At 66.2% G+C, this 21,506-nt stretch carries 18 protein-coding genes; 11 read left to right on the top strand and 7 right to left on the bottom strand.

The window, feature by feature from the left end:
- Nucleotides 1-190: 190 nt before the first annotated feature.
- Nucleotides 191-388 carry a DUF4113 domain-containing protein gene (locus tag CRT23_RS03190; protein WP_348628830.1) on the top strand — a complete coding sequence of 66 codons (198 nt, stop codon included), beginning with the start codon at nucleotides 191-193 and terminating at the stop codon, nucleotides 386-388.
- A gap of 233 nt (nucleotides 389-621) precedes the next feature.
- On the opposite strand, the gene CRT23_RS03185 is transcribed toward CRT23_RS03190, so the two are convergent.
- The 3 genes from CRT23_RS03185 to CRT23_RS03175 form a co-directional block, all read right to left on the bottom strand.
- On the bottom strand, nucleotides 622-840 hold the full coding sequence (locus CRT23_RS03185; RefSeq protein ID WP_103708508.1) for a hypothetical protein: 219 nt from the start codon (nucleotides 838-840) through the stop codon (nucleotides 622-624).
- 56 nt (nucleotides 841-896) lie between these two features.
- Entirely contained in the window at nucleotides 897-1,175 is a 279-nt protein-coding gene (locus CRT23_RS03180; RefSeq protein WP_103708507.1) for a hypothetical protein, read from the bottom strand.
- Between the two features lie 196 nt (nucleotides 1,176-1,371).
- Nucleotides 1,372-1,659, bottom strand: a complete 288-nt coding sequence (locus CRT23_RS03175) for a hypothetical protein (protein WP_103708506.1) — start codon at nucleotides 1,657-1,659, stop codon at nucleotides 1,372-1,374.
- A 294-nt stretch (nucleotides 1,660-1,953) separates the two neighbouring features.
- Here CRT23_RS03175 and CRT23_RS03170 point away from each other — a divergent pair, with 294 nt between their 5' ends.
- Together CRT23_RS03170 and CRT23_RS03165 are read left to right on the top strand one after the other, a co-directional pair.
- Entirely contained in the window at nucleotides 1,954-3,444 is a 1,491-nt protein-coding gene (locus CRT23_RS03170) for an amidase (protein ID WP_103708505.1), read from the top strand.
- Nucleotides 3,423-3,713, top strand: coding sequence for a hypothetical protein (locus CRT23_RS03165; RefSeq protein ID WP_103708504.1), 291 nt, complete (start codon nucleotides 3,423-3,425; stop codon nucleotides 3,711-3,713). Before CRT23_RS03170 ends, CRT23_RS03165 begins: the two co-directional genes overlap by 22 nt.
- A gap of 133 nt (nucleotides 3,714-3,846) precedes the next feature.
- Here CRT23_RS03165 and CRT23_RS27675 read toward each other — a convergent pair whose 3' ends face one another.
- The 3 genes from CRT23_RS27675 to CRT23_RS03150 form a co-directional block, all read right to left on the bottom strand.
- A complete protein-coding gene (locus CRT23_RS27675) occupies nucleotides 3,847-4,131 on the bottom strand; it encodes a hypothetical protein (RefSeq protein WP_146056313.1) in 285 nt (94 codons plus the stop codon).
- Nucleotides 4,095-4,373: a hypothetical protein gene (locus tag CRT23_RS03155; protein ID WP_082512822.1), complete on the bottom strand. Its 279-nt coding sequence runs from the start codon at nucleotides 4,371-4,373 to the stop codon at nucleotides 4,095-4,097. The genes CRT23_RS27675 and CRT23_RS03155 overlap by 37 nt, the downstream gene beginning before the upstream one ends.
- A gap of 111 nt (nucleotides 4,374-4,484) precedes the next feature.
- Nucleotides 4,485-5,252 carry a CDP-diacylglycerol diphosphatase gene (locus CRT23_RS03150; protein WP_181017238.1) on the bottom strand — a complete coding sequence of 256 codons (768 nt, stop codon included), beginning with the start codon at nucleotides 5,250-5,252 and terminating at the stop codon, nucleotides 4,485-4,487.
- Between the two features lie 565 nt (nucleotides 5,253-5,817).
- Between CRT23_RS03150 and CRT23_RS03145 the strand changes: the two genes are divergently transcribed.
- The 8 genes from CRT23_RS03145 to CRT23_RS03110 all read left to right on the top strand — a co-directional run bounded on the left by CRT23_RS03145 (nucleotide 5,818) and on the right by CRT23_RS03110 (nucleotide 19,262).
- Nucleotides 5,818-6,432: a tetratricopeptide repeat protein gene (locus tag CRT23_RS03145; RefSeq protein WP_146056312.1), complete on the top strand. Its 615-nt coding sequence runs from the start codon at nucleotides 5,818-5,820 to the stop codon at nucleotides 6,430-6,432.
- 36 nt (nucleotides 6,433-6,468) lie between these two features.
- Complete coding sequence (locus CRT23_RS03140) at nucleotides 6,469-8,289, top strand: trypsin-like peptidase domain-containing protein (RefSeq protein WP_103708502.1); 1,821 nt, start codon at nucleotides 6,469-6,471, stop codon at nucleotides 8,287-8,289.
- Nucleotides 8,290-8,302: 13 nt separating this feature from the next.
- Nucleotides 8,303-9,670 (top strand): hypothetical protein, encoded by a 1,368-nt coding sequence (locus CRT23_RS03135; RefSeq protein WP_103708501.1) that lies wholly within the window; start codon nucleotides 8,303-8,305, stop codon nucleotides 9,668-9,670.
- Between the two features lie 81 nt (nucleotides 9,671-9,751).
- A complete protein-coding gene (locus CRT23_RS03130; RefSeq protein WP_103708500.1) occupies nucleotides 9,752-12,862 on the top strand; it encodes a virulence factor SrfB in 3,111 nt (1,036 codons plus the stop codon).
- 48 nt (nucleotides 12,863-12,910) lie between these two features.
- Complete coding sequence (locus CRT23_RS03125) at nucleotides 12,911-15,553, top strand: virulence factor SrfC family protein (protein ID WP_103708499.1); 2,643 nt, start codon at nucleotides 12,911-12,913, stop codon at nucleotides 15,551-15,553.
- Nucleotides 15,554-15,613: 60 nt separating this feature from the next.
- A complete protein-coding gene (locus tag CRT23_RS03120; protein ID WP_103708498.1) occupies nucleotides 15,614-16,678 on the top strand; it encodes a hypothetical protein in 1,065 nt (354 codons plus the stop codon).
- Between the two features lie 353 nt (nucleotides 16,679-17,031).
- Nucleotides 17,032-18,576, top strand: coding sequence for an MAP7 domain-containing protein (locus CRT23_RS03115; protein ID WP_181017237.1), 1,545 nt, complete (start codon nucleotides 17,032-17,034; stop codon nucleotides 18,574-18,576).
- Nucleotides 18,577-18,803: 227 nt separating this feature from the next.
- Nucleotides 18,804-19,262: a hypothetical protein gene (locus CRT23_RS03110; RefSeq protein ID WP_245435919.1), complete on the top strand. Its 459-nt coding sequence runs from the start codon at nucleotides 18,804-18,806 to the stop codon at nucleotides 19,260-19,262.
- Between the two features lie 130 nt (nucleotides 19,263-19,392).
- On the opposite strand, the gene CRT23_RS03105 is transcribed toward CRT23_RS03110, so the two are convergent.
- Complete coding sequence (locus CRT23_RS03105; protein ID WP_103708497.1) at nucleotides 19,393-20,604, bottom strand: serine protease; 1,212 nt, start codon at nucleotides 20,602-20,604, stop codon at nucleotides 19,393-19,395.
- Between the last annotated feature and the right edge of the window lie 902 nt (nucleotides 20,605-21,506).

Genomic DNA, 21,506 nt, shown 5'->3' with positions numbered 1-21,506 from the left:
CGGCGCCTCCTCCACCCAGAAGGAATCACAGACACACCTGCTAAGCCAAACTTATGGGTCCAGAGCCTAGGCGAAACCTGCGCTCCCCGGAACTGTCGTTGATGCGAGTCCGCTCGCCGTCGCGCGCGCCGGGCAGGTGGTCGATTCGCTCACGACCGACCCGACACGCCTCGCGGACGCGCCACGAGCCTTGATCGGTCAGCTCGACCGGGAGCGCGGCGCACCGCTGATGGAGGCTCTGGACGCCTGCACCGCATGCTTCGGTCGGGGTGCCGTCGTGCCCGCCCGGGGTGGGCTCACCGAGAAACGGACTTGGTCGACGAAGTTCGAGATGCGCCGCCCGCGCTACACCACGCAGGTCGGTGCGCTGCCAACAGCGCGCGCTTGATCGCAACGGCTGCCTGCCCACGACGGCTTAGTTCGAAGGCTGCTCGACCGGCGTCGGCGACCGCAGAAAGATCAGCACACCGCCCATAACGGACAAGCCGAGTGCGATGGCGAAGAGGAGAAAGAACCAACGAGGCATGCTGCCGGATAGCACGCTTGAGCGCGCGGGTGGTGCGACGGGCATCAGTGGCATCGCGCCGCTGGGCCGGTCGTCCGATCTCCAGGGGCTGCCATTCACATGCTGGTGTCAGGAATGTCCTTGCCGGTGGCGTCGGGTGCAAGTGCCTCTTCGCCTGCCCAGGGCAGACTCTGCCAAGGCGGCTGGCCACCACGAGCCTCGTAATCCTCCCGTGACAGCGTGAGTTGGCCATGCTCGCCATCCTCCGCACGGATGCGCGTCGGCTGCGCCTGCTTCGGCAGGCACAGGTAGAGGCCCTTAAATGACGTCGCCATGTGTTCAGCCTTCCGATCGCCCATTGGCTGGAGCCGCGGGGAGGCATCTGCAACCGCTACTTCCGAGCTGCCATGAGGTCATGCGTCAGCACCGTCAGCTTGCCGATCAGGCCCGTGACGTCAGCGCCCTTGCACGACCACTGCGTCCCAACGGCCTCGCCGTCTGCAGAAACCGAGACGACAGCCACCGAGCGCAGCTTACCTTCGCGAGCCAAGGCAAGCTGGTCCTGAAGCACCTCGATCATCGAGGCGATGTCCGCATCCGGACTGGTGAGCGCCACCCGTGGGGGGAACTGGACGACCTCAGCGCCATTGGACTGCCCTTTGTTGCTCATAGCGGCTCTCCTGCGCTGGTCTCGATGACGGAGGCATGCGGGAGGCCTTTGCGCGGAGTGTGGCAGCTTGTCCGTAACGTCGATCGTTGTGCGCAGGGTGTGGCTCTAAAAGCACTTCTGGAAAAGCCTAGCTGGTGCACGCTTCCAGTCCCCCCTGAACCCGATCGCCATGGCGCTCAAGGGGAACGACGCGCGCCTACTCGCCCGAGCCGGATACGGGAAGGCCCCGCTCAGGCGTTGGCACAACGCCCAAACCACCGGCAGCGTCGGGGGGAGTCGCCCCAAGGCGCCGGAGGAGCGCTTCGTACGTCTGAGCGGCCGGTGAATGCGGCTGAACCTCGTTCGTGCTGCCCAGGAGCTGCCGGACGTCCTCGACGAAGAGTCGCTTGGCTTCGCCTCCCTCTGGGACCGTTTCGAACAGCCGACTGATTGCGAGTTCGTACAGGCCCACCAGGATCTCGAGCTTACGGGTGTCGTCGGACATCTCTCAGCTTACCCTTTCTGCTCGGCCCACTGCGCGAGCCGCGCCACTTTCAGGCGCCCCGTCTTCTCGTTCCGTGTCCCGACCGGATCCACCAGAGCAGTCACAATCCGTCGCACTCCCGGCGTGCCGACCATCGTCTCGGATGGTGCAAGGCTTGCTCGGGAAGCCGTCCGACGCCGTAAGGTATCCGAAGAACCTCCTCTTCGAAGAACCTGACCTTCGAAGAACCGGCGCGGAAACGAATGGCGTAGCTGCTGGCAACTGCGCTCAGAGCAACCATCAAAGGTGAGTTGGATGTCCAATCGGATTGCACGCCGTTCGGTTCTCAGCGGAATGGCGGCCACCGGTGCTGTCGCCGCGTTTGGTCCCGCAAAATCTGCAGGAGCCTCCAGTTCGACAACTGCGGCCTCTGCAGGCGAACTTGCCCAGGCCATTCGCTCCAAGCGGCTAAGTTCTCGCGAGGTGGTCGAGGCGTATCTGGGCCGTATCCAGCGCATCAACCCCAAGCTGAACGCCATCGTCCAGCTCACTGCTGATTCCGCCCGTCGGCAAGCAGACGAAGCTGATGCTGCGCTCGCCCGCGGCGAATCAAAGGGTCCTCTCCACGGCGTTCCGATAACGATCAAGGACACCTTGGAGACGGAGGGCGTTATCTGCAAGGGCGGAACGCTCGGCCGAACTCACTACGTGCCGAAGACGGATGCAACGTCCGTTGCTCGCCTTCGCGCTGCCGGCGCAATTATCCTGGGCAAGACCAACGTGCCGGAGCTGGCCGGTGCGCTCGAGACTGACAATCTGATCTATGGGCGGACCAACAATCCGTACGATCTTACCCGTACGCCGGGCGGAAGCAGCGGCGGCGAGGCGGCCATCGTCGCGGCGGGAGGTTCGCCGCTCGGGCTCGGTACGGACGCCGGAGGCAGCATCCGCGTGCCGGCACATTACTGCGGTCTGGCTGCCTTGAAGCCCACGTCGGGTCGTGTTCCGAGGACCGGACAGTTCCCTCGACCTATGGGAGCCCGGAATTCGGTTTTCCATGTCAGTCTGATCGCCCGGAAGGTCGATGACCTCGCCCTCGCGCTGCCGATCATCGCGGGTTCGGATTTCCAAGACTACACCATCATCGATATGCCATTGCTCGACAGCCGCGCTGTGGAGGTACCGAAGCTTCGCCTCGCCTACTTTGACAATGACGGGACTCTTGCGCCGACGCCGGAAATCGCCGCCGCTTTACGCGCCGCTGCTGATGCACTCGCGAACTTGGGCGTAAGAGTCGAGGAGCGCCGCCCACCTGAGGCCGACCGCGCCGCGACGATCTACTACGACATGACCCGTGGTGATGGGGGCGCCGGGGTGCGCGCCTTCCTGAAGTCCGTCGGGACCGAACAGATCTCACCGCTATTCGAGCAATCGCTCTCATCGCGCTCGGCCCCCGCAATGGCCAGCACTACGGACGCCTTGGCCGCGTTCACGCGGTGGGATGCTTACCGCAACACCATGATGGGCTTCATGCGCGGATACGACGCCCTGCTGTCTCCGGTGCTGCCCTACGTCGCGCCGCACCATGGAAAGAGCTTCGATCCCACACTGCAGACAGGAGTCGGCTATGCGCAGATGCACAATCTGACAGGCTGGCCCACGGCCACCGTTCGCATCGGAACCTCCCCCGAGGGCATGCCGATCGGTGTCCAGATAGCCGCGCGGCCGTGGCGCGAGGATATTGCGCTCGCTCTGGTACGATGCCTCGAAGAGAAGTTCGGCGGGTGGACGGCTCCGACGATCTGAGAATCGCCTTCTTCCTCGAGCGCCCCTGCCGCGTGAACGATTGCGCCGCGCGCGCGTGCTGTATGTTCTCGACAAAGTCGCCCGGGATCTCGCCGAACGGCGCGAGAATTCGCGGCCGCCTCGCGTTCGCGGGTCTCGTCAGCGACAACCTTGACTGCGGCCGCGCCAGGTATGCGCGCACCATCGCTTCAGCCTTCTTCAATGCGCCACCCTTGGTCGGTGACACCACGCTTGCGCCCAGCACACAGGGATCGGCGTCTTGGGCCTAGACGCGCGTGATCCGCGATGCTGAACAGGTCGGGCGCCAGGGACGAAGGTCCGTCCATCGCGGTAGGCAGGTGTTAAGGATGAGCCTGAACCGATGAGGAACATGCTCCGCCGTGGTGAGCTTCCCCTGGTATGTCAGATCTGGAAGCGCTCATCGAACGCCTGAGGGCTGAACAGCATTTCTTGGTGCTGGAAGCGGAAGCGGGTGAACCACTCCCGTGCAGGGGTGTCCTGCAGCGGATCGCTGATTTCGAGGCCAAGATCCAGTCGGTCGAAGCGCTGATTGAAGATCGTTAAGACCGGCTTGAGCAGCAACGCTCCGCCTTCGCTGGACGGGGTTAGGTGAATACTGCGGCGGTTTCTACGAGACGGATGGGCGAGCTCTACCTTGCGGACCCTTGGAATGGCCGGAACAGCCATGCGAGCCGGCCAGCTTCCTGATCTTCGACGTCGCTGATCTGATCGACGATCTGGCCGAGTGGCGCCGGCAACGCGACTTGGTACTTATCGAGGATGATGGCTGCGTCGAGCAACGCGTTGATGTGGGCCTTGGGAACCGGCTGCTCGGCGGCCTGCGCTGCCAGCACCTGATCTGCGAGAAGCGTCGAGAGGCGCACAACCTTGGATAGCCGTTCCGGCGGATCTCCGGTTTCTGCTGTCATCTCAGGTCGCTCTCGCCGTTAGGCCTGACGTGAAGATCCACCTTCCGCAGCAAGCGGTCCAGCCCTGCGCCAACCGACTCGGCCCGACACCACCGTTCCAGATGCGAGAGTTCACTGGGACACCGCCTTCGGCGCAACCGAGCAACTGTGGTCGAGTAGCATCTCGGCATGCGCTTCGGGGGAGCGATAGGCGAGCATGTAGAACCCCTTATCAGGATCGTTCGGCTCGCGGGCGATGATCGCGAAACTCGTCGAGCGCAGATCGGACGTACGCCACGGAAGCTGCCGCAGGGCAGCGAAGGGATTGAAGCCGTCCACCGCGGCCGCATCGATCCGCCGAACCATGAAACGCCCGCCCACGAGGGGCGTCGGAAACGCGGTCCATATCTCCCGCAGGCGCAGGGAATGACGCTGTAGGGCAGCACGAACGGTCGGCCTGATGCAATCGAGATGGATATGGAGTTGGTCCTGACTCCGCCCACCCACGGAGTTCACGGCGAGGCCGACCTGCTCCACTGGCAATCGTCCTCCGAGAGCCGAGACCACATAAGTCCGAGCGGCAAGCGCTGCTTTCCAGTAGGTATTGCCGGCAGCTTGCTGAAGCTGCGGTGCTTCGAGGCCGACCACCGCGACGGTCGGCATGACAACGGTGTGTGTCGGCTGTCCGGGCGCCCGTAGGACGGCCGTTCCGGGACGATCCTCGTCGCCCAGATCGACCGAGAGGCAAGGAAAGGCGCGGCCCGTGGTCTTCTTCGTGAGAAGACAGCCCTGCAGGGCGATCCAGAGGACGTCGCGGGAGGGGTTCAAGGTCGCCCGGGCCGGCGTAACAGCCGCTGCAACGCAGAGCAGGAGGACCGGTAACCGGAACGCACCTTTCACGTCTCAAGACCTCTTCCTCGCGCAGCGCTCGATACGCGAAGGCGGGACGGAGCCTGAAGCGACGGTAAATCATTGAAATGATTGGCGCGCCAATCAGAATAAAACTGCGAACACCTATGTGATTGAAATCTCAAGGTAGTTTGTGGCGTCGGATCCGAAGTAGAAGAAAATTTAGGCACGTTGGAGGGATATACCATCGCAGACGCCATCACAAAGCTGCCTTCGCCGTTCCAAGCGCCGGTAAGTGTGAGCGGCACTCCTGGTATTTGGCATTGCCATCGTCGTAGGCCTAGTCGTCAAGGTGTTCGCATCACTACGAGGATGCGTAACCAGGTGCCCTCCCCCTGACGCCGACGTGAAAGGTTGAGAATGCCAACGTGTTGCGGAAGTGGGACACGCAGCCGTTGTTTTCCAAATTCGTCAAAACCGTCAGAGTCTTTGGTACTTTCTAAAGGCGACCCATCGTACAACGCACGGGTAGTCGCGGGCACTTCCGCGACCGGAGCGTCCCCCTCCCTCTATTAATCCGATGCCATTAACATCGAGCAATGCGAAGACATTTGCAATGCTGCGCTTAGTTCTAATCTGTATTTTCAGTCATCTCCAAATCACGCTGTGTTTGGGGATTGAGCAGCCATTCGCACAACAAGAGAACTTTGTCGAATTGTGCGATCAGGCAGCCGCTGCACCTTGGGACTCGGATTCGGCGCATCGGCGCACACGCCTTGAATTCCGCCAGTTGCAACCCGAACGTGCCATCCCGTTTTGCCAGCGAGCCTTCGCGCAGAATCCCGACCTTCGTCGCCTGAGCTTTCAACTCGGCCGCGCCTATGATCGTCAGGGCGCAAACCAGGATGCGTATCGCGCCTACAAAGTCGCTGCCGACCTCGGCAGCGCTGCCGCCAAGGTGAACATCGGTATTCTCTACCGGCAGGGACGCCGCTTCGAGAAGAACGATACCAAGGCCCGCGCGTGGTTTCGCGAGGCGGCTGAAATGGGGCTTGCGGAGGGCATGTTTTGCTACGCGACGGCCCTCGACAACGGCCTCGGCGGTCCCGTTGACGGACCTGCCGCACGATCCTGGTACGAGCGGGCAGCGCAACGTGGGACGGCGAAGGCACGTGATGTTCTCGTACGCCTCGATATCGACGGCCCTGGCACAGGTGCCCGCTGTGATTAGCCCCGGCCTCCTGGGCTGGTGCTGTGGAGAACGGCCGTGACGGAAGGGTCGCGTTTCGTCGGCAGTCGCACGCTGGCCGACCTCGACCTAGTTCGGATCGATGACGGGCTCGTCATCGAAGGTCACGAACGCCTGGTCCGTCTGCTGCGACAGCGCGGTGGTGCGGCTGCGGCCCGGCTCTTCGCCGAGCCGGTCTTGTCGCACAGCAACGGATCCGCTGCGGCGCGTGTTGACTGGTACACATCCCTCGACGGACCTGTTCGCAGTCTCGCGGACCTCGACCCCGGCGAGGCCTCGGAGTTGCGCGACCGGGTCCGCGCGATCCTCTCCGATCTGGCGCCCCTCCTTCGCAGCCCCGTCGAGGGTCCTTTCCTGGGGGCCTGTCTGAATCTCGCCGGGCCGCGCGCCGTCCTGGCCATCGGCGATCAGCCGCTCCTGATCGATTGGGGCCTACTCCCGGCCGGACTGGTTGCGGACGAGGCGAGCCGGCTGCGCCATCACGCAATTACCCTCGGGGGCCTCCTGCCCCCGGGCCTGCCGATGCCGCCGGTCGGACGCGCAGACTGGTCGTCCCGCTTCCAATCCGACGAAGCGCCATCCTCCGAGACCGCACCGACAGCGAGGGCAGCCTTACGTCCGCCAAGGGGCCGTCCCGTGCCGGCTTGGTCAAGCCCGGCACCTGTCGCAGTCGCATGCGCAGCCGTTCTTCTCGGACTGTCCTTTCTACCGGGCGCGCTGACGTTTCCCACCGCTCCGCGGACGGTGTCGGCGGAGGCGAAGGCGCTGCAGGCCGCATGGCTCGACAACCTGCAGCGACGCCGCGAAGCCCTGGCGTCCGCCGCCGCATTCGCCTGTCCGCGCCTGCGAGCCGAACTGCCGTCCCTGGTTCCCCAGAGCCCAGCCGGAGTTCGCCTGCCACCCGATGCCACGTCGCGTCCTCAGGCCCGGGCCGCGATCGGGCCCGCGATCCAAGGACCTGCCGCGCCTGACCCGGCCAGTCTCGTTGCTCGACTGGAGCGGGGCAGCGTCCTGGTCCTGGCGGGCAGTTCCACCGGCTCCGGCTTCTTCGTCAGCGACGAGTTCGTGGTCACCAACCGCCACGTGGTCGAGAATGCCGAGACCCTGAGGATCGCGGGCCGCCATATCGGAATCATTCCGGCCAGGCTCGTTCGTACCGGAGGTGAGGGCCACCTCACGGATTTCGCCCTGTTGCGGGTTCCGCGCCAGGCCGACGTGCGACCCCTCGCTCTGGCTGGACCCGGACGACCACTGACACCTGTCGTCGCGGCCGGTTTCCCCGGCCTTCACCTCGGCACCGACCCGACGTTCGCAAGGCTTGGCGAGGGGGACGCTTCCGCGAGCCGCGACCTAGAACCGGTCCTACAGACCGGCGTCGTCAACCACCTTCAGCGCTACGACGATGCGGCCGTGACGCTGGTTCTTCACAGCGCCGAGATCGCTCCCGGCAACAGCGGCGGACCGCTGGTGGATTACTGCGCGCGCGTCGTCGGCGTGAACAGCTTCGGCCGCAGTGACGGGCGCATGCCCGTCACTGCGCGCTACGCGTTGGGGGCGGACGGTCTCTCGGCATTCCTGGAAGCCAGTGGCGTCGCAGCACCGCTAGACGCCGAACCATGCGACCTGCAGGCGACGGCGCGGGAAGCCCGGCCCGAGGAGCCTGCGTCCGCCGCCCCGCGGGAATCCGGTTCGGGTGCCGGGGCCGCTGCGGAGCCCGCGCCGGACGCGGCACCGAGACCAGCGCCGAGGGAGGGTGCCGTCGCCCTTCCGCCCCGCCCCACCGCTCCCGTCCCCTCACGCCCCCGTCCGGGGCGTGAGGGCGGGCCGCAAGCGCGTTGAGATCGGTCGCCAGATGTCGAGCACCGTCAAGCTGACCGAGACGCCGCGCCAAGGTCTGGACGCGGTCAATCCGAAGCTGAATCAGCAGTACGATCAGTTCGTCGCCCTCCTGGCCCAGCGGGTCGGTCGCGCTCACGCTAAGCTTTTCGCCGAGCCGGTGCCGATCACCATGGCGAAGACGGGCCTCCCGGGGCTCGCCTGGTTTGCCGACGGAGACGGCGAGGCCGCGCCCGTCATGGGGCTCGAAGCCGGCGAAGCGCAAGCCCTCCGTCGCGTAGCGGGGCGCCTGAGATCCGAGGTCGCCGCCTTCGCCGACACGCTCGAGAGTGAGGGCGAAGCTTCGCGTGACCTTGCTCGCCTCATCCGCGATGCGCTCGTCACCCCTGACGACGACCATCTCTGGTCTATCGGCGGCCAACCGGTCCTGGTGGCATGGGGCTATCGTCACGCTCAGGGGATGGGCGTTGTTGCCGAGCGGAACGGCGCGATCACCGGCAGCGCTGCAGCCGCGATGGTCACACTGCGGACATCGCAAGCCGCCCCGCATTCGAGTGCGCCGCCGCCTCCGCGACCTGAAGCGGTGAACGACGTCGGCGTGGTGCGGACGAGATCGGCTCTCGTGCCCGTGCTGTGGCTGGTGTTCGCCCTTCTCTCGCTGGCTCTCGGCGACCGCCTGCTGCAGGCCTGTGCGATCGGCAGCACCAATTGGCCGGACTGGCTGAAGGGCGTCCTACCCGATCACTGTCCCGCGGCTTCCCTCGGCATCGACCCGGCCGACCTGTCACAGCGCGCAGCGATCCAAGCCATCGAGGGCGAGGTGCACGCTGCAGAGCTTGCGCTGACGCGCCGTGCCCTTTCCTGCGATTCGAGCTGTCCCCTTCCATCGCGTGCCGCGATCCCGGTTCCGTCCACGCCGGTCACCCCGCCGCGCGCCATCGCTGCCGATGTTGAACGGCGTTTGGAGCGGATCGAGCGCGGGCGATACCTGGAGCTGACCCTCGCCTGGGACGGGGCTGCCGATCTCGATCTGCAGGTCGCCTGCCCCGATCAGGCCCGGATCAGCTTCAACAACCGCAACGCCTGCGGCGGCCGCCTCGTGGCCGACCAGAACGAAGGCGGAGGGACCAGCGCCAGCCGCCCGGTCGAGCACATCATCTGGGACGAGGCGCCGACGCCGGCCGGGGTCTTCGGCATCGCCGTCGCCCTTTACGACCGGCACGGCGATGCGCGCTCGAGCATTCCGTTCCGCCTCGTCCTGTCTCAGAACGGTCGGGCGATGCGGGAAGAAGAAGGGCGGGTCTCGACTCCCCGTGTCTCCCAGAGTGTCTTCACCTTCCCGGTTCCGATCGTCCCCGCTTCCGGAGCCCCTGCCATACCGTGAACTTCGGCCGTGAGCATGCCCCCTCCACGCGTCCCCTGAGTCCCGGCAAGGCCGTCTCGTATCAGGATTGTATCCGTCCCGATGTTCGTCGATCCCGTCACCTTCGGTCCCACGATCCGACTCGTGCCCCATAGCGGCGTGCAGTTCGTCGAGTACGCGTTCAACATCGATGCCGTCGGTCGCCTGTCGCGCCGCTTCATCGAGCGCGAGGTCGAAGGCGTGTCCCAGTCGGCGGGTCGGCAGACCTATCGGCTGCTCCCGACCTGGGACGAGACCGACCCGGGTGGAGAGGAAATCGAGACCGCCCGCGGTGCCGATCGTGAATACGCCATCAGCGAGCGGGGCGCCCTGGAAGTTTTCCTGGAGAAGTGGACGCCGATCCCGATGCTGCGGGTGAAGGCGGGAATCGAGGGAGGCGATGAACTCGACGTGGGCCCGACCAACTGGGCGCGGGTGCGCGTCGCAGAGGTCTCCGACCGCGCACCAGACAGTCCGATCAGCCATCGGGTGATCTTCGCCTTCGACACGGAACTTCTGGAGCGGCGCCCGAACCGGCCGTACACGGCGCCGAGCCTCGACGATGCCGCCAACGAGCACGAGTTCCGGTTCGCCTTCCGCTTCCGCGACATCGGCTGGTTTCTTGGCGCAGCCTCCGACAGCGAGGAGGCGCGCCAGCGCGCCGGCTTTCAGGAATGGGTGCCGTCCTGGCTCTCCGAGCAATTCCGCGAGTTCAAGGCGGCCCAGCGGCCCGACCGGCCTCTGCGGGACAGTGATTTCCCGAACACCCTCGAGCACTATGCCCGCTATCTCGTGCTGCTCGAATATCTGCAGCGGGCGATCCAGCCCCGCGTCATGCGTCTTACCGATACGGTCTCGGCTCTCCCGGCCATCAAGCCGGTGACCGTCGACCTGATCCTGGACATCGGAAACAGCCGCACCTGCGGAATCCTGATCGAGTCGCACCCCAACGAGGATCGCGTCGACCTCAACAATTCCTTCGTGCTGCAGCTTCGCGACCTGTCCGAGCCAGAACAGGCCTATGTCGAGCCGTTCGAGAGCCACGTCGAGCTATCCCACGCCCGCTTCGGACGCGATCATCTCTCCCGGCTCTCGGCACGGCCGCGCGCGTTCTTCTGGCCGAGCCCCGTTCGGGTCGGGCCGGAGGCGAGCCGTTTCCGAGAGCTGGCGCAGGGCACCGAGGCGGTCGGCGGTCTGTCGAGCCCGAAGCGCTATCTCTGCGACGTGCGACCGGTGAACCAGGAATGGCGCTTTCCGGATCGCGACTACGGCGCCGATGGAACGAGCCCGCTCATCGACCGGACGATCCGCCAGTTCGTCAACAGCCGCGGCGACGTGATCTCCCAGCTCGACGCCGACAGGAAGCGCTACGGCATCCGAGTTCAGGCCGACGATCGAATCGGTGCATCGCGGCTGACGTTCTCACGGTCGTCCTTCTTCACGTTCATGGTCGCCGAGGTCGTCTGCCACGCGCTGTCGATGATCAACAACGCCGGCGTGCGTGAGCGTCGACGGACGAAGGACGCGCCCCGCAAGCTGCGACGGATCATCCTTACCCTGCCTCCGGCGATGCCTGTGCAGGAACAGCGTTTGCTGCGCTCTCGGGCGGAAGGCGCCGTCAAGCTGATCTGGCAATTGATGGGATGGGCCGACACCCCACCCCCGGGCGTCACGCAGCCGGAGGTCCACGTGTCCTGGGATGAGGCGAGCTGCGTTCAGTTCGTCTATCTCTACGGAGAGATCACGCAGAAACTGGGCGGGGCCGTCGATGGCTTCCTCAAACTCATCGGCCGCCCGCGACCCTTCGCCGAACCGGACACCAGACCCGCTCCCGGCACGCCCGCCGAACCCTCAGTTCGTATCGCCAGCATCGACGTCGGCGGCGGCACCACCGACCTGATGGTGACGACCTACTACGCGGAGGGGAACCGGGCGATCAAACCGGTGCAGAATTTCCGAGAGGGATTCAGGATCGCGGGCGACGACATCCTCAAGAGCGTCATCGAAAGGCTCGTTCTGCCGACCATCGAGGAGGCTCTGCGCCGTGCGGGGCATCCTGACCCGCACGCGCTCCTACTCGAGCGCTTCGGTGGCGACCGCGCCAACATGGCCGAGCAGGAAAAGCACCTGCGCCGGCAATTTGTATCCCGCGTGTTGGAACCGATCGGATTGCGTCTTCTGGCCGATGTCGAGGCCGAGGGTGAGTTGACCACCCGTCCGTTCTCGGAATTCTTCCCTGAGCGCGGCGGCCGCGTGGTGCGCCGTGCCCTGCCGCAGCCACGCCTGCTCGATTTCCTCGAAGGTCCGGCGCGGCGCGACGGCGCCACCGGCTTCGCCCTGGTGGATTGCGTGTTCGAGGCGCGTGCCGAGGTTGTCGGCGCCTGCGTGGTGTCGGTTCTCGACCTCGTGCTCGACAACCTCTGCGAGGCGATCCATGCCCTCGATGTGGACGTGGTGCTGCTGTCGGGACGTCCCTCGCGTCTCTCGGCCTTCGTCGACCTGCTCGTGAACAAGCTGGCGGTCTCTCCCGATCGGATCGTGCCGCTGCACCAGTACCAAGCCGGCAACTGGTATCCGTTCCGGGATCGCGACAACCGCCGCATCGGAGATCCGAAGACGACGACGGCGGTGGGTGGAATGCTCTGCGCGCTGGCCGAGAGCCAGCTGACGAACTTCACCCTGTTCACCCACCGCTTGGGCCTGCGCTCGACCGCCCGGTACATCGGCGAGATGGAATTGAGTGGGCAGTTACGGGATGCCGGTCTTTGCTTCCGCGACGTGGACCTCGATGCACCCGCAGCAGCGCGGGCGAGCGGACCCGCGATGACTGCGAAGCTCCGCTACTATGCGCCGATGCGCCTCGGCTACCGGCAATTGCCGGTTGAGCGCTGGATCGCAACGCCCCTGTATCGCCTGCGTCTCCGAACCGGACAGGAGGCGACGCCGTTGCGCCTTCCCCTCGACATCACGCTCGAACGCATCGGCGATGGGCGTGCTGACGATGACAGCCCGGATGCACTGATCCGTTCGGAATCCATGAAGGAAGAATTCGAAATCACCGATGCCTACGATGCGGACGGTCTCGACGTCAAAAGAAAGATCGAGCTTGTGCTCGACACTCTGGTTTCTGAGCAAGGCTACTGGCTCGATACCGGAGTTCTCTCCGTCGATTGAAGGCATTGTCTGCCCCGAACTCCTACAGGATTAATTATAATCTCCGCCATGTCGACTGACCTCCTTGCCAAGGCCTGCCACGACACCAACCGTCTCGCGCAGGATGCCGAGCGCTGGCTCGGCGACGCCGCCAACGCAGCCACCGTCGGCCGTGAGCGGGACGACCTCGTCCGCTCTACGCGCAAGATCGCCCATCGGGCCGAACGCCTCGGCCGGGCAGCGCAGCGACCGATGTGCGTCGGCGTGTTCGGCCCGAGCCAGGCTGGGAAATCCTACCTCGTGGAGGTCCTGGCCCGCCCCGAAAACGGTTCTCTGCGGGCCCGTTTCGACGGAATCGCACCGGTCGACTTCCTCGCCGAGATCAATCCGATCGGCGAGAAGGAAGCGACCGGGCTCGTCACGCGCTTCAGCGCCCAGGAGGGTGGGACACCGACTCCGCCCGGCGCTCCGGTACGCCTTCGGGTGCTGACGGAGAGCGATCTGATCAAGGTTCTCTGCAACAGCTTCCTGCACGACGGCGATGCCACGAAGGAACATCCGCCGCAGGCCGAGGAGATCGATGCGCTCTTGGCCGAGTTGCGGACCCGGACCCGCACCGGGGGTGCACGCTTCACGGGTGCCGAAGTCGACGACCTGAGGGACTATCTTCTCGACCAGGCGCGCGGCAGCCGCGCCCTGGAGGCGCTGGCACGCTACTGGGACGAGGCACGCACACTCGCCCCGGGCCTCGACCTGGAGGGACGCGCGCGCCTGTTCGCGCCGCTCTGGGGCGGCCATGCGGCGTTCACCCGGCTCTACCGGGACTTCACGGAGGCCCTCGAACGCCTTGGGCATCCCGACGAGATCTTTGCGCCGATCGGCGCCCTGGTGCCGCGGGAAGGCAGTATCCTCGATGTCGCCACCCTGGCGGGCCTCGGGGCCTCCGGGGGCGCCGACACGCTGCTCGTCTACGGCGCTTCCGGAACGCCGGTCTCCCTGCCGCGCGCCACTGTAGCGGCCATCACGGCGGAGTTGCGGATCGACATCGCGGATGCACCGCGATCCTTCCTTCGTGAGGCGGACCTCCTCGACTTCCCCGGCGCGCGCAGCCGTCAGAAGGTCGATCTGGCCCATTTCTTGGCGGAGCACCCCGACTCCCTGAAAGAGACCTTCCTGCGCGGCAAGGTCGCCTACCTGTTCGATCGCTACGTGGCCGAGCAGGAACTGACGACGATGCTGCTCTGCATCAGGCCGTCGAACCAGGAGGTCGTGACGCTGCCGGATCTGGTGGAGCGCTGGATCACCCAGACTCACGGCGCCAGCCCCGAGGCGCGGATCGCCCTGCCAAACCTGCTCTTCCTGGTGATGACCTGGTTCGACAGTCACTTCGTCGACAAGGCGGGGGATGCCGGACAGGATGCCGGTTTGCGGTTCCGCAACCGGATCGAGGCATCGCTCCTGGGGTTCTTCGGCAAGGCCCATACCTGGCCTCGGCAGTGGACGCCGGGGGTGCCGTTCCGCAACGCGTTCTGGTTCCGGAACCCGAATTACCCGGCCGAATCCGTGATCCGATACGAGGGGCGGCGCGAGATCGGGTTCCTGCCGGAGAAGCAGGAGCGGATCGCCGAACTGCGCCGCGGCTTCGTGTCCCTGCCCGAGGCCGCCGCGCATTTTCAGGATCCTGCCCGCGCCTTCGACGAGGCGTTGCGCCTCAACGACGGAGGCGTCAGCTACCTCGTCGAGAATCTGGCTCGCGTCTGCCGGCCTGAGCTGAAGGCCGCCCAGATTGCCTCGCGGCTCGATGGACTGCGGGCTGAGCTGCGGGAGCGGCTCGGGCGTTTCCACGTGGCCCTCGACATCGAGACCCGCTTGGCCGAGCGCCGCGAGGCTGCCGGCCATGTCTTCGACGCCCTCGACGCGACCGTAGCGGCCGGCGGCTTCGGTTCGCTGCTGCGCGAACTCCTGATCGATGTGGGCACCCTGACCGAAGCCCTCCATGGGGCGAGTCAGTCGATATCCGGGGCACCGGCCGAGAGCGCTTCGCCGGCGGCACCTGCTCGCATCGCGCGTCCCGGTGCGATCGCCCGCCCCGGTGCGCCGAGCCCTGGGGGTGGAGTCCCGAGCGCCCGATCACCGGTGGGACCCGGCGCGTCCGATCGTGAGCGTGGCCTGGCCCGGGCCGCGGTTACCGCCTGGATCGGCTCCATGCGCCAGCGGATCGAGGCCGACGGGTTCACACACCGCTTCCAGGTTCCAGTCGACGTGATGGAGATCATCGTCGGCGAGATGATCACCCTGGCTCGCCGTGCGGATGTGGAGGCCGCCATCGCAGCCGATCTGCGGGCCCTCGCGACCGTGGAGCGTGCAGAGCAGTCGACGGCGAAGCTCGCACTGATCGCGGCCACGCGCCTGAACCGCTTGAGCGGCGATCTCGGCTTCGGTCTGGTCCCCCCAGCCGGCGAACGGCCCTCGATCCAGGATGAGGCGGGCGACCGCATCGCGTTCGAGGCCCGGCCGGTCACCTTCGATGCCCGGTCGATCGGCCCCACTCCGGCAGCCTTCGGCCACACCTACGCGACCGACTGGTTCCACGGCTTCTACCGGGTCGTGGAGGACAACGCGAAGAGTGCGGCCGGGGTCACCATCGACCTCGAGCAGAACGGCAGGCTGGGCGCGATCCTGACGGGCCTGCAAGGGCGTTCGGCCGCCTAGCTCACGGACCTCGAGCCCCGCTGCTCACAGACGCCTCAGACGACTTGCCTGGACACAACCATGACCCTTCGCATCACAGAGGACGAGGACGAGATCGGCGGCCACGCCCTCATCGATCTCGGGCAGCGCGCCGCCTCGCCGCTGCTGTCGTTCCGGCGCCAGGACACCGAGCCGAGGCATCTCGGCACCGAGGGATGGCAGCCGGAGATTGCGTGGCTCGCCCCGCTCTCCATGACCGAGCATGACGGCCGCACCGTAGCCCGCTTCGGCCCCTCGGTGGTCGATCGCATTGAGGAACTCGTTCCGATCGAGATCGTCGGCCAGGACGGCACCTCATTCGGGGTCGTATCCTGGCCGTTCATTACGCCGGCACCCGCCGGCTCCGGCATGCTCGCCGCTTCCCCGATCCCCGCCCCCAGCCTGACCCAGACCGCGCCCTCTCAGGAAACGCTCGCCGGTGAACCCGGTGACGGTCTCGCCCCGCTCCAGGATTTGGAAACGTCCCCGGCCGAGCCTGAGCCGCCCCGCCGGGCCAGCGTGCGCGACGGGCTTGTCCTTCCCGAAGTGCCTCGAGAGGCGCCGCGCCGGATCTGGCCGGCGCTCGTATTCCTGGTTCTGTTCGCCGGGGCCGGAATCGGCGCGTACCTGTACCAGGACCTGCTCAAGGCTGTCCTGGCCGGCCACCCGACTGCGCCGGCGGACACACCGGCGCAGCCCGAAGCACGGACGCCGCCCGCTGCGGAGGCGCCACGTCTGAGTGCTGCCGAACTACGCCAACGGCACGGACGCCTCCTGGATGAACGCGCGACAGGCAGCGCGTTTCTGGCGCTCGGCGGCACAGCGATCGAGGCTCAGCAGGGAGGGGCCGCCTTCAGGGCCTTCGAGGAGGCCGATCCCGCCGCCAGCGCGGATGCTGCCTGGCAGATGGCGCGCTTCTACGATCCCCGGACCACCGACACCACGTATCGCGACGCCGCTCAGCCCGACGTCTCCCGCGCCGCCTATTACTACGCGCTCTGGCGCAACCGCTCGCCCCGGCACACCGACGCGCTCCGAAGCCTGTGCGACGCCAACACGGAACTCGTCGGCCGCGACGAGCGACTGCGCGCGATCTGCCGTCCATGACGCTTTCCAAGAGTCTTCCCATGGCCCTCTCCACTTCACGACCGGTCCGGCTCCGGGCCACGGCGCGCGCGGCTGCGCTGCTCACGGGCCTGTCTCTCGCCCTGAATGCCTTCGTGCACATCCCGTCCGCTCGCGCGGCCGCCCCAGGGCTCGCCGTTCAGGCGGCGACGGGCAGGAGCAGCGTCCTGTCCGGTCCGCGCATCGCGCTCCTGATCGTGCCCCAGGCAACGAATGCCGGGAGTCGAGCGGCGACGGCCCATGCCGACGAGGAAGCCTATCGCAAGCGTCTGCGCGAAATCGGGTTCGACGTCTGGACCTTCGGACCCGCGGACCGGCCGGAACTCGAGCGCGGATTGCGCGAAGCCGCAGCGCGGCTCCCGGAGGGGGCCCAGGTCGCGGTGATCGCGCTCGGCCCGAGTGTCGGTGGCGAGGACGACGTGTTCCTGATGCCGCAGGGGGCTGCGGGCGACCTCACGCAGCGACCGGCCTTCATCGAGAGCGAGGGCGTACGCCTCGGCGATCTGCTCCGACGCCTGTCACGCCGTCAGCCGCGCGACCTCGTCGCCGTCGTCGACGAGTGTCAGCCGGTTGCAGGAGGCCGCTGCGACTTCGACGCTGCCGCAGGGTCCTCGGGCGCCAGCGTCATCGGCGGTCAGCGTCTCGGACGCCGGGCGCCGGGCGCCGTGCCCTTGGCGGGACGCGCGTCCCTGCGCGACATTCTGCTTGGCGCGATGGCGCAGGAGGGACAGAACTTCCTGCAATCCTACGAATTCTTGCAACGCGGCCTCGGCGGCAGCGATCTCGAGCCGAGGGCGAGCGGCGCGCTCACCACCGCCTTCTCTTTCCTGCCCCAGGGCTTCTTCGCGGGCATGACGACACCCTGCAACAAGGTCGACCCGAACGCCGAGCCCGCAGCGCTGCGCTCCATCGCCCTCGATCCGCTGATCCGCGAATGCGAGGCGGTCACCGCCGCCTATCCCTATGCGCGCGCTTTCGCCGACAGGCTCCAGGCCGGCCGCGAGCAGCGCGCGTTTCAGAAGGCCGTGGCATCCTGCGACGACCGCCTCAGCGCGTCGAGCTACGGCAGCGCCTATCCGGCCGGGCGCTTCCGCGGCATCGTCGAGAACCACGTCGTGGAATGCGACCGCCTGCGTGACCGGCAGCAAAGCGAGGCCCAACGCCAACGGGACGCCGACGCTCAGCGCCAGCGTGAGGCCGATGAGCGGCGGCGCTGGGAGGAGCAGGCACGACTGGAGCGTGAACGAGCGGACCGCTTTCGCCTCGAACAGGAGAGCCAGCGCGAGCGCGAGCGCGAAGCCCTCCGGCAGCGCGAGGCGGAGGCGCAGCGACAGCGGGAGGCGGAAGCCCAGCGGCTGCGAGAGGAGGCGCAACGGCAGCGGTCGACGGCCCGGAGCGCGTCCGGCTGGACACTGAACTACGCGACAAATCTGCTTGAGATCAAAGCGCTGGCCGATGATCATTTCGACGCTCAGAAGCAGTCGTACAGCACGGTCTGGCAATCCCGGCTGCATGGCGAGCAGGTCGCCATCTATGTGCAGGTCAGCCCGAACGAGCGCTGCGGCGACGCGCGCCAGTACATGAGCGAACAGATCGCTCCACGCCGGACGCAGGTCTCCCGCTCGCAGGAGATCACGACTGCGCCCGGACGGTCCGGTTACATTCTCGAAGGGCGGGGCACGGCGCGCGGACAAGGGGCTTTCGACGATCGCAGCTATCTCGACTTCGTCTCGATTCGCCGCGATGACCGCAGCACGATCACGCATATCGGCGGCCGTTTTCCCTCCGAGCACAGCGAAACGTATCGCGCCGAGTTGCTCAAGATGATGAACTCCATGCAATTGCCGAACAGTGACATGTTCACGAACCGGTGCCGGTGAAGACAACGGGTCGAGGACGTCTGATCATGCCGGGAAAGCGAATGCCGCCACGCCCCCGCACCGTTTCCAGCACCTGCGCGAATCCGAGGCAGTGTCGGCGAAACCGGTTTCCAGGAGCCGCCCGTCAGCTCACCGCGCTCCTCGTTCTGGCGGCATGCCTGTCGCCAGGATCAGGCGCTCTGGCCGATCCCGGGCAGGATTGCAGAACCGGCGCGGCGGAAGCTCGGGTGACCGGCTGTTCGGCTCTGCTGGCGGAAGCGCGTACGCCTCGACAGCGCGCGATCGCCCTCGATGGGCGCTGCAAGGCCAACAACGATCGTCTCGCCTTCGCGGCGGCGCTCGCCGACTGCACCAGCGCGATCCGGGCCGATGACGATTACCCTTACAGTTTCGCCAATCGTGGCATCGCGCAGGCCGGCCTGAACAACCATGCGGCGGCCATCGTCGACTTCACGCAGGCCCACACCATGCGGCCGACCTTCATCTATCCGCTGATGAACCGCGCCAAGTCGCAGACGCAACTCGGCAACCTCCTCCTGGCGTCGCGCGACTACGACGAAGTCCTTCGCCTGAAGCCCGACAACGAGGAGGCGAAGCTTGCCAAAGCGGCGCTCTTCGCGCCCGCCATCGCCGGGGCGTCGCCGACGGGTGCCAACACCCTGTGCGGGAGCGTCGGCTGTAACTGAACGCCCGTGTCGGTCGATTTGCCGGCCTATCGCCTGGGTGGCAGACCTGACCGTCGGGTGTTCGCGCGAGACGGCGCATCGCTGTCCGACCCGGGGGGTATTCCCAAGACCGGATGGCGAGCGGCACAGCTTATCGGCAGGTCACGTGCACGGTGTAGGCCTTGGCCTGCTCGGCGACGGTCGCCGGATCCAGCGGAGTCGGATTCTTGGTGCCGCTCCCTGTGACGATCCCGTTCGAGTCGAGGAAATTCAGCGCAATCGTCGACTTGATGGCGAAGTTCACGTTTTGCGGGATGTCGTTGTTGGCCTTCGCGACCGTCATTGCGTTGAGCTTCGAGGCGATGACGCCGACCACGGCGCCGTACTGGTCGATCAGAGGCCCGCCGCTGTTGCCGGGCTGAACGGGCGTCGAGATCTGCAGCATGCGGGTGTCATCGCCGAGGCCCGCGGCAGCGGTGATGTTGCCGACCGTGAAGTTCCCGGAGGCTGCCAGGAGGTCGGGAAGTGGAAAGCCATAGGCATAGACGCTCTCGCCGACCCTCGGTTTGAGCGAAAGGGACGGAACCACGGGATTCTCGAAGCCGGTGCTCAGCACCGCGAGATCGTTCTGGACATCGGTGGCGACGAGCCGCGCCCGCAGGGACGGCAGACCGAACTTGGCGATATTGATTTCCGTGCAGCCATTGATGACATGGTTGTTGGTCAGCACGTGTCCGGCCTCCGACACGAAGAAGCCGGTTCCGGAGGACCCGCTGTCCCGCCTCGGCGTCACGCCCGCGTCGGGGTTCGCCTTGTTCCTGGATGGCGCCGTTTCCGCTTTCGCTTCGACGATGGCTTTCTGGCAATCGATCATCGCGCTGATCGCATCCGAGGATCCCGACAACGAGAGTTGCGCGATCGACTTGCGCTCGAACAGCACTTCGATCCCACCGGCACGGGCGATGTCGAGCACGAAGCTCTTCTTGAGCCCGGATGCCATGAGACCACGATCCGTACCGCGTTCGATCCCGGAGAACTGGCCCTTCCAGCGTCCCCGTCCGGTGAGCATCATGAGTTGATAGAGGCGATCGGGTTCGATTGACCGCCACTTGGGATTGGTAAAGGCCAGGAATGCCTCGTCCTTCTCTCCGTTGAATCCCATCCAGACTGTCGTCTGGTCCTCGTAGGTCGCAGCGGCCAGGCAGCCGTCGGTCGATCGGCTCATCCCGATCGACCAGCCCGATACCTTCCCAATCGTCTTGTCCACGCTGAGGACAGGAGCAGCGGTGGCCTCTCGCGGTGCGGGAAACGCAGCCGCGAGGGCCATCACGACGATCAAGAACGGACGCGAGACAAGACTCATGACAGTAATAACCTTCCCGGTGGTCTCAGCGACCGCTGACGGGAATCGGTCGAGCGGTGCTCGATCCTGCGAACGGATCGGACACGGTGCTGATGGCTGCGCCGCCTTGCAGTGGCGCGGCTTTCCGACGAACCGGGGCGGCAGCGACGTGCCGGCGGGACGGACGGTTCCGATAGACGATGACGCGTTGCGTCCGCGGAGCTTGGTATGCGTGTCGCGGTGCAGCCGCCATGGCGCCCAGAGCAAAGCCGATGGCTCCGCCGGCGAGCCCGTCCAACGGGCCCGCCGACGCGCGCGGCACCGGTGCGGTGCAACTGATGAGAGCCGCCGCGACGGCGCTGAGAACATATTTTGAAGCGTTCACCGAAAGCATCCCGATCGAAGGAAAGCTCAGAGTCTTACGAGCGGCCTAGTGCGCTAGTGCCAAGAGGCATTCGGCTACTGGATCTCCGCATCCACAACCCTGAGCTACCGCCACAACCTACCTGAACGGCCACGCTTGGGAAGTCGCTTTGCGACGCGGAATCGTTGGCACGCAATATTTTTGAGTGACAACCTTACTGGTTCGTCGGTCAGATCCTTCAGCCTGACCCTCAACCGCCATCAAGATACATGACTGAGAGCGCGCGTGTCACCGGCACCGAGTTCGTCCGCGTAATCGGCGAGGTAGAGAAGCAACTCGGCCTGATAGGTCACCGTCCCGGTCGTCGTGCGTGAGGCCATTCAGTAGAGCGAGAGGGCGACACTGACCTCAAACCGCGCGAACGCCCGCCGGCGCGAGGTCGTTGCCACGGGCGCCACCACCCCCTCATGCAGATCCCGGGTGCCGGGTCATCCCTTCTCTCCGTCCCCCCAGAACGATCAGTGATTTTGGTCGCCGCCTCTGCGTGAACCCCACGCCA

This window comes from Methylobacterium sp. V23 (genome assembly GCF_002917135.1).
GTDB lineage: Bacteria > Pseudomonadota > Alphaproteobacteria > Rhizobiales > Beijerinckiaceae > Methylobacterium.
The sequence above is the reverse complement of the archived record's forward strand: the minus strand, read 5'-3'. Positions and strand labels throughout refer to the sequence as shown.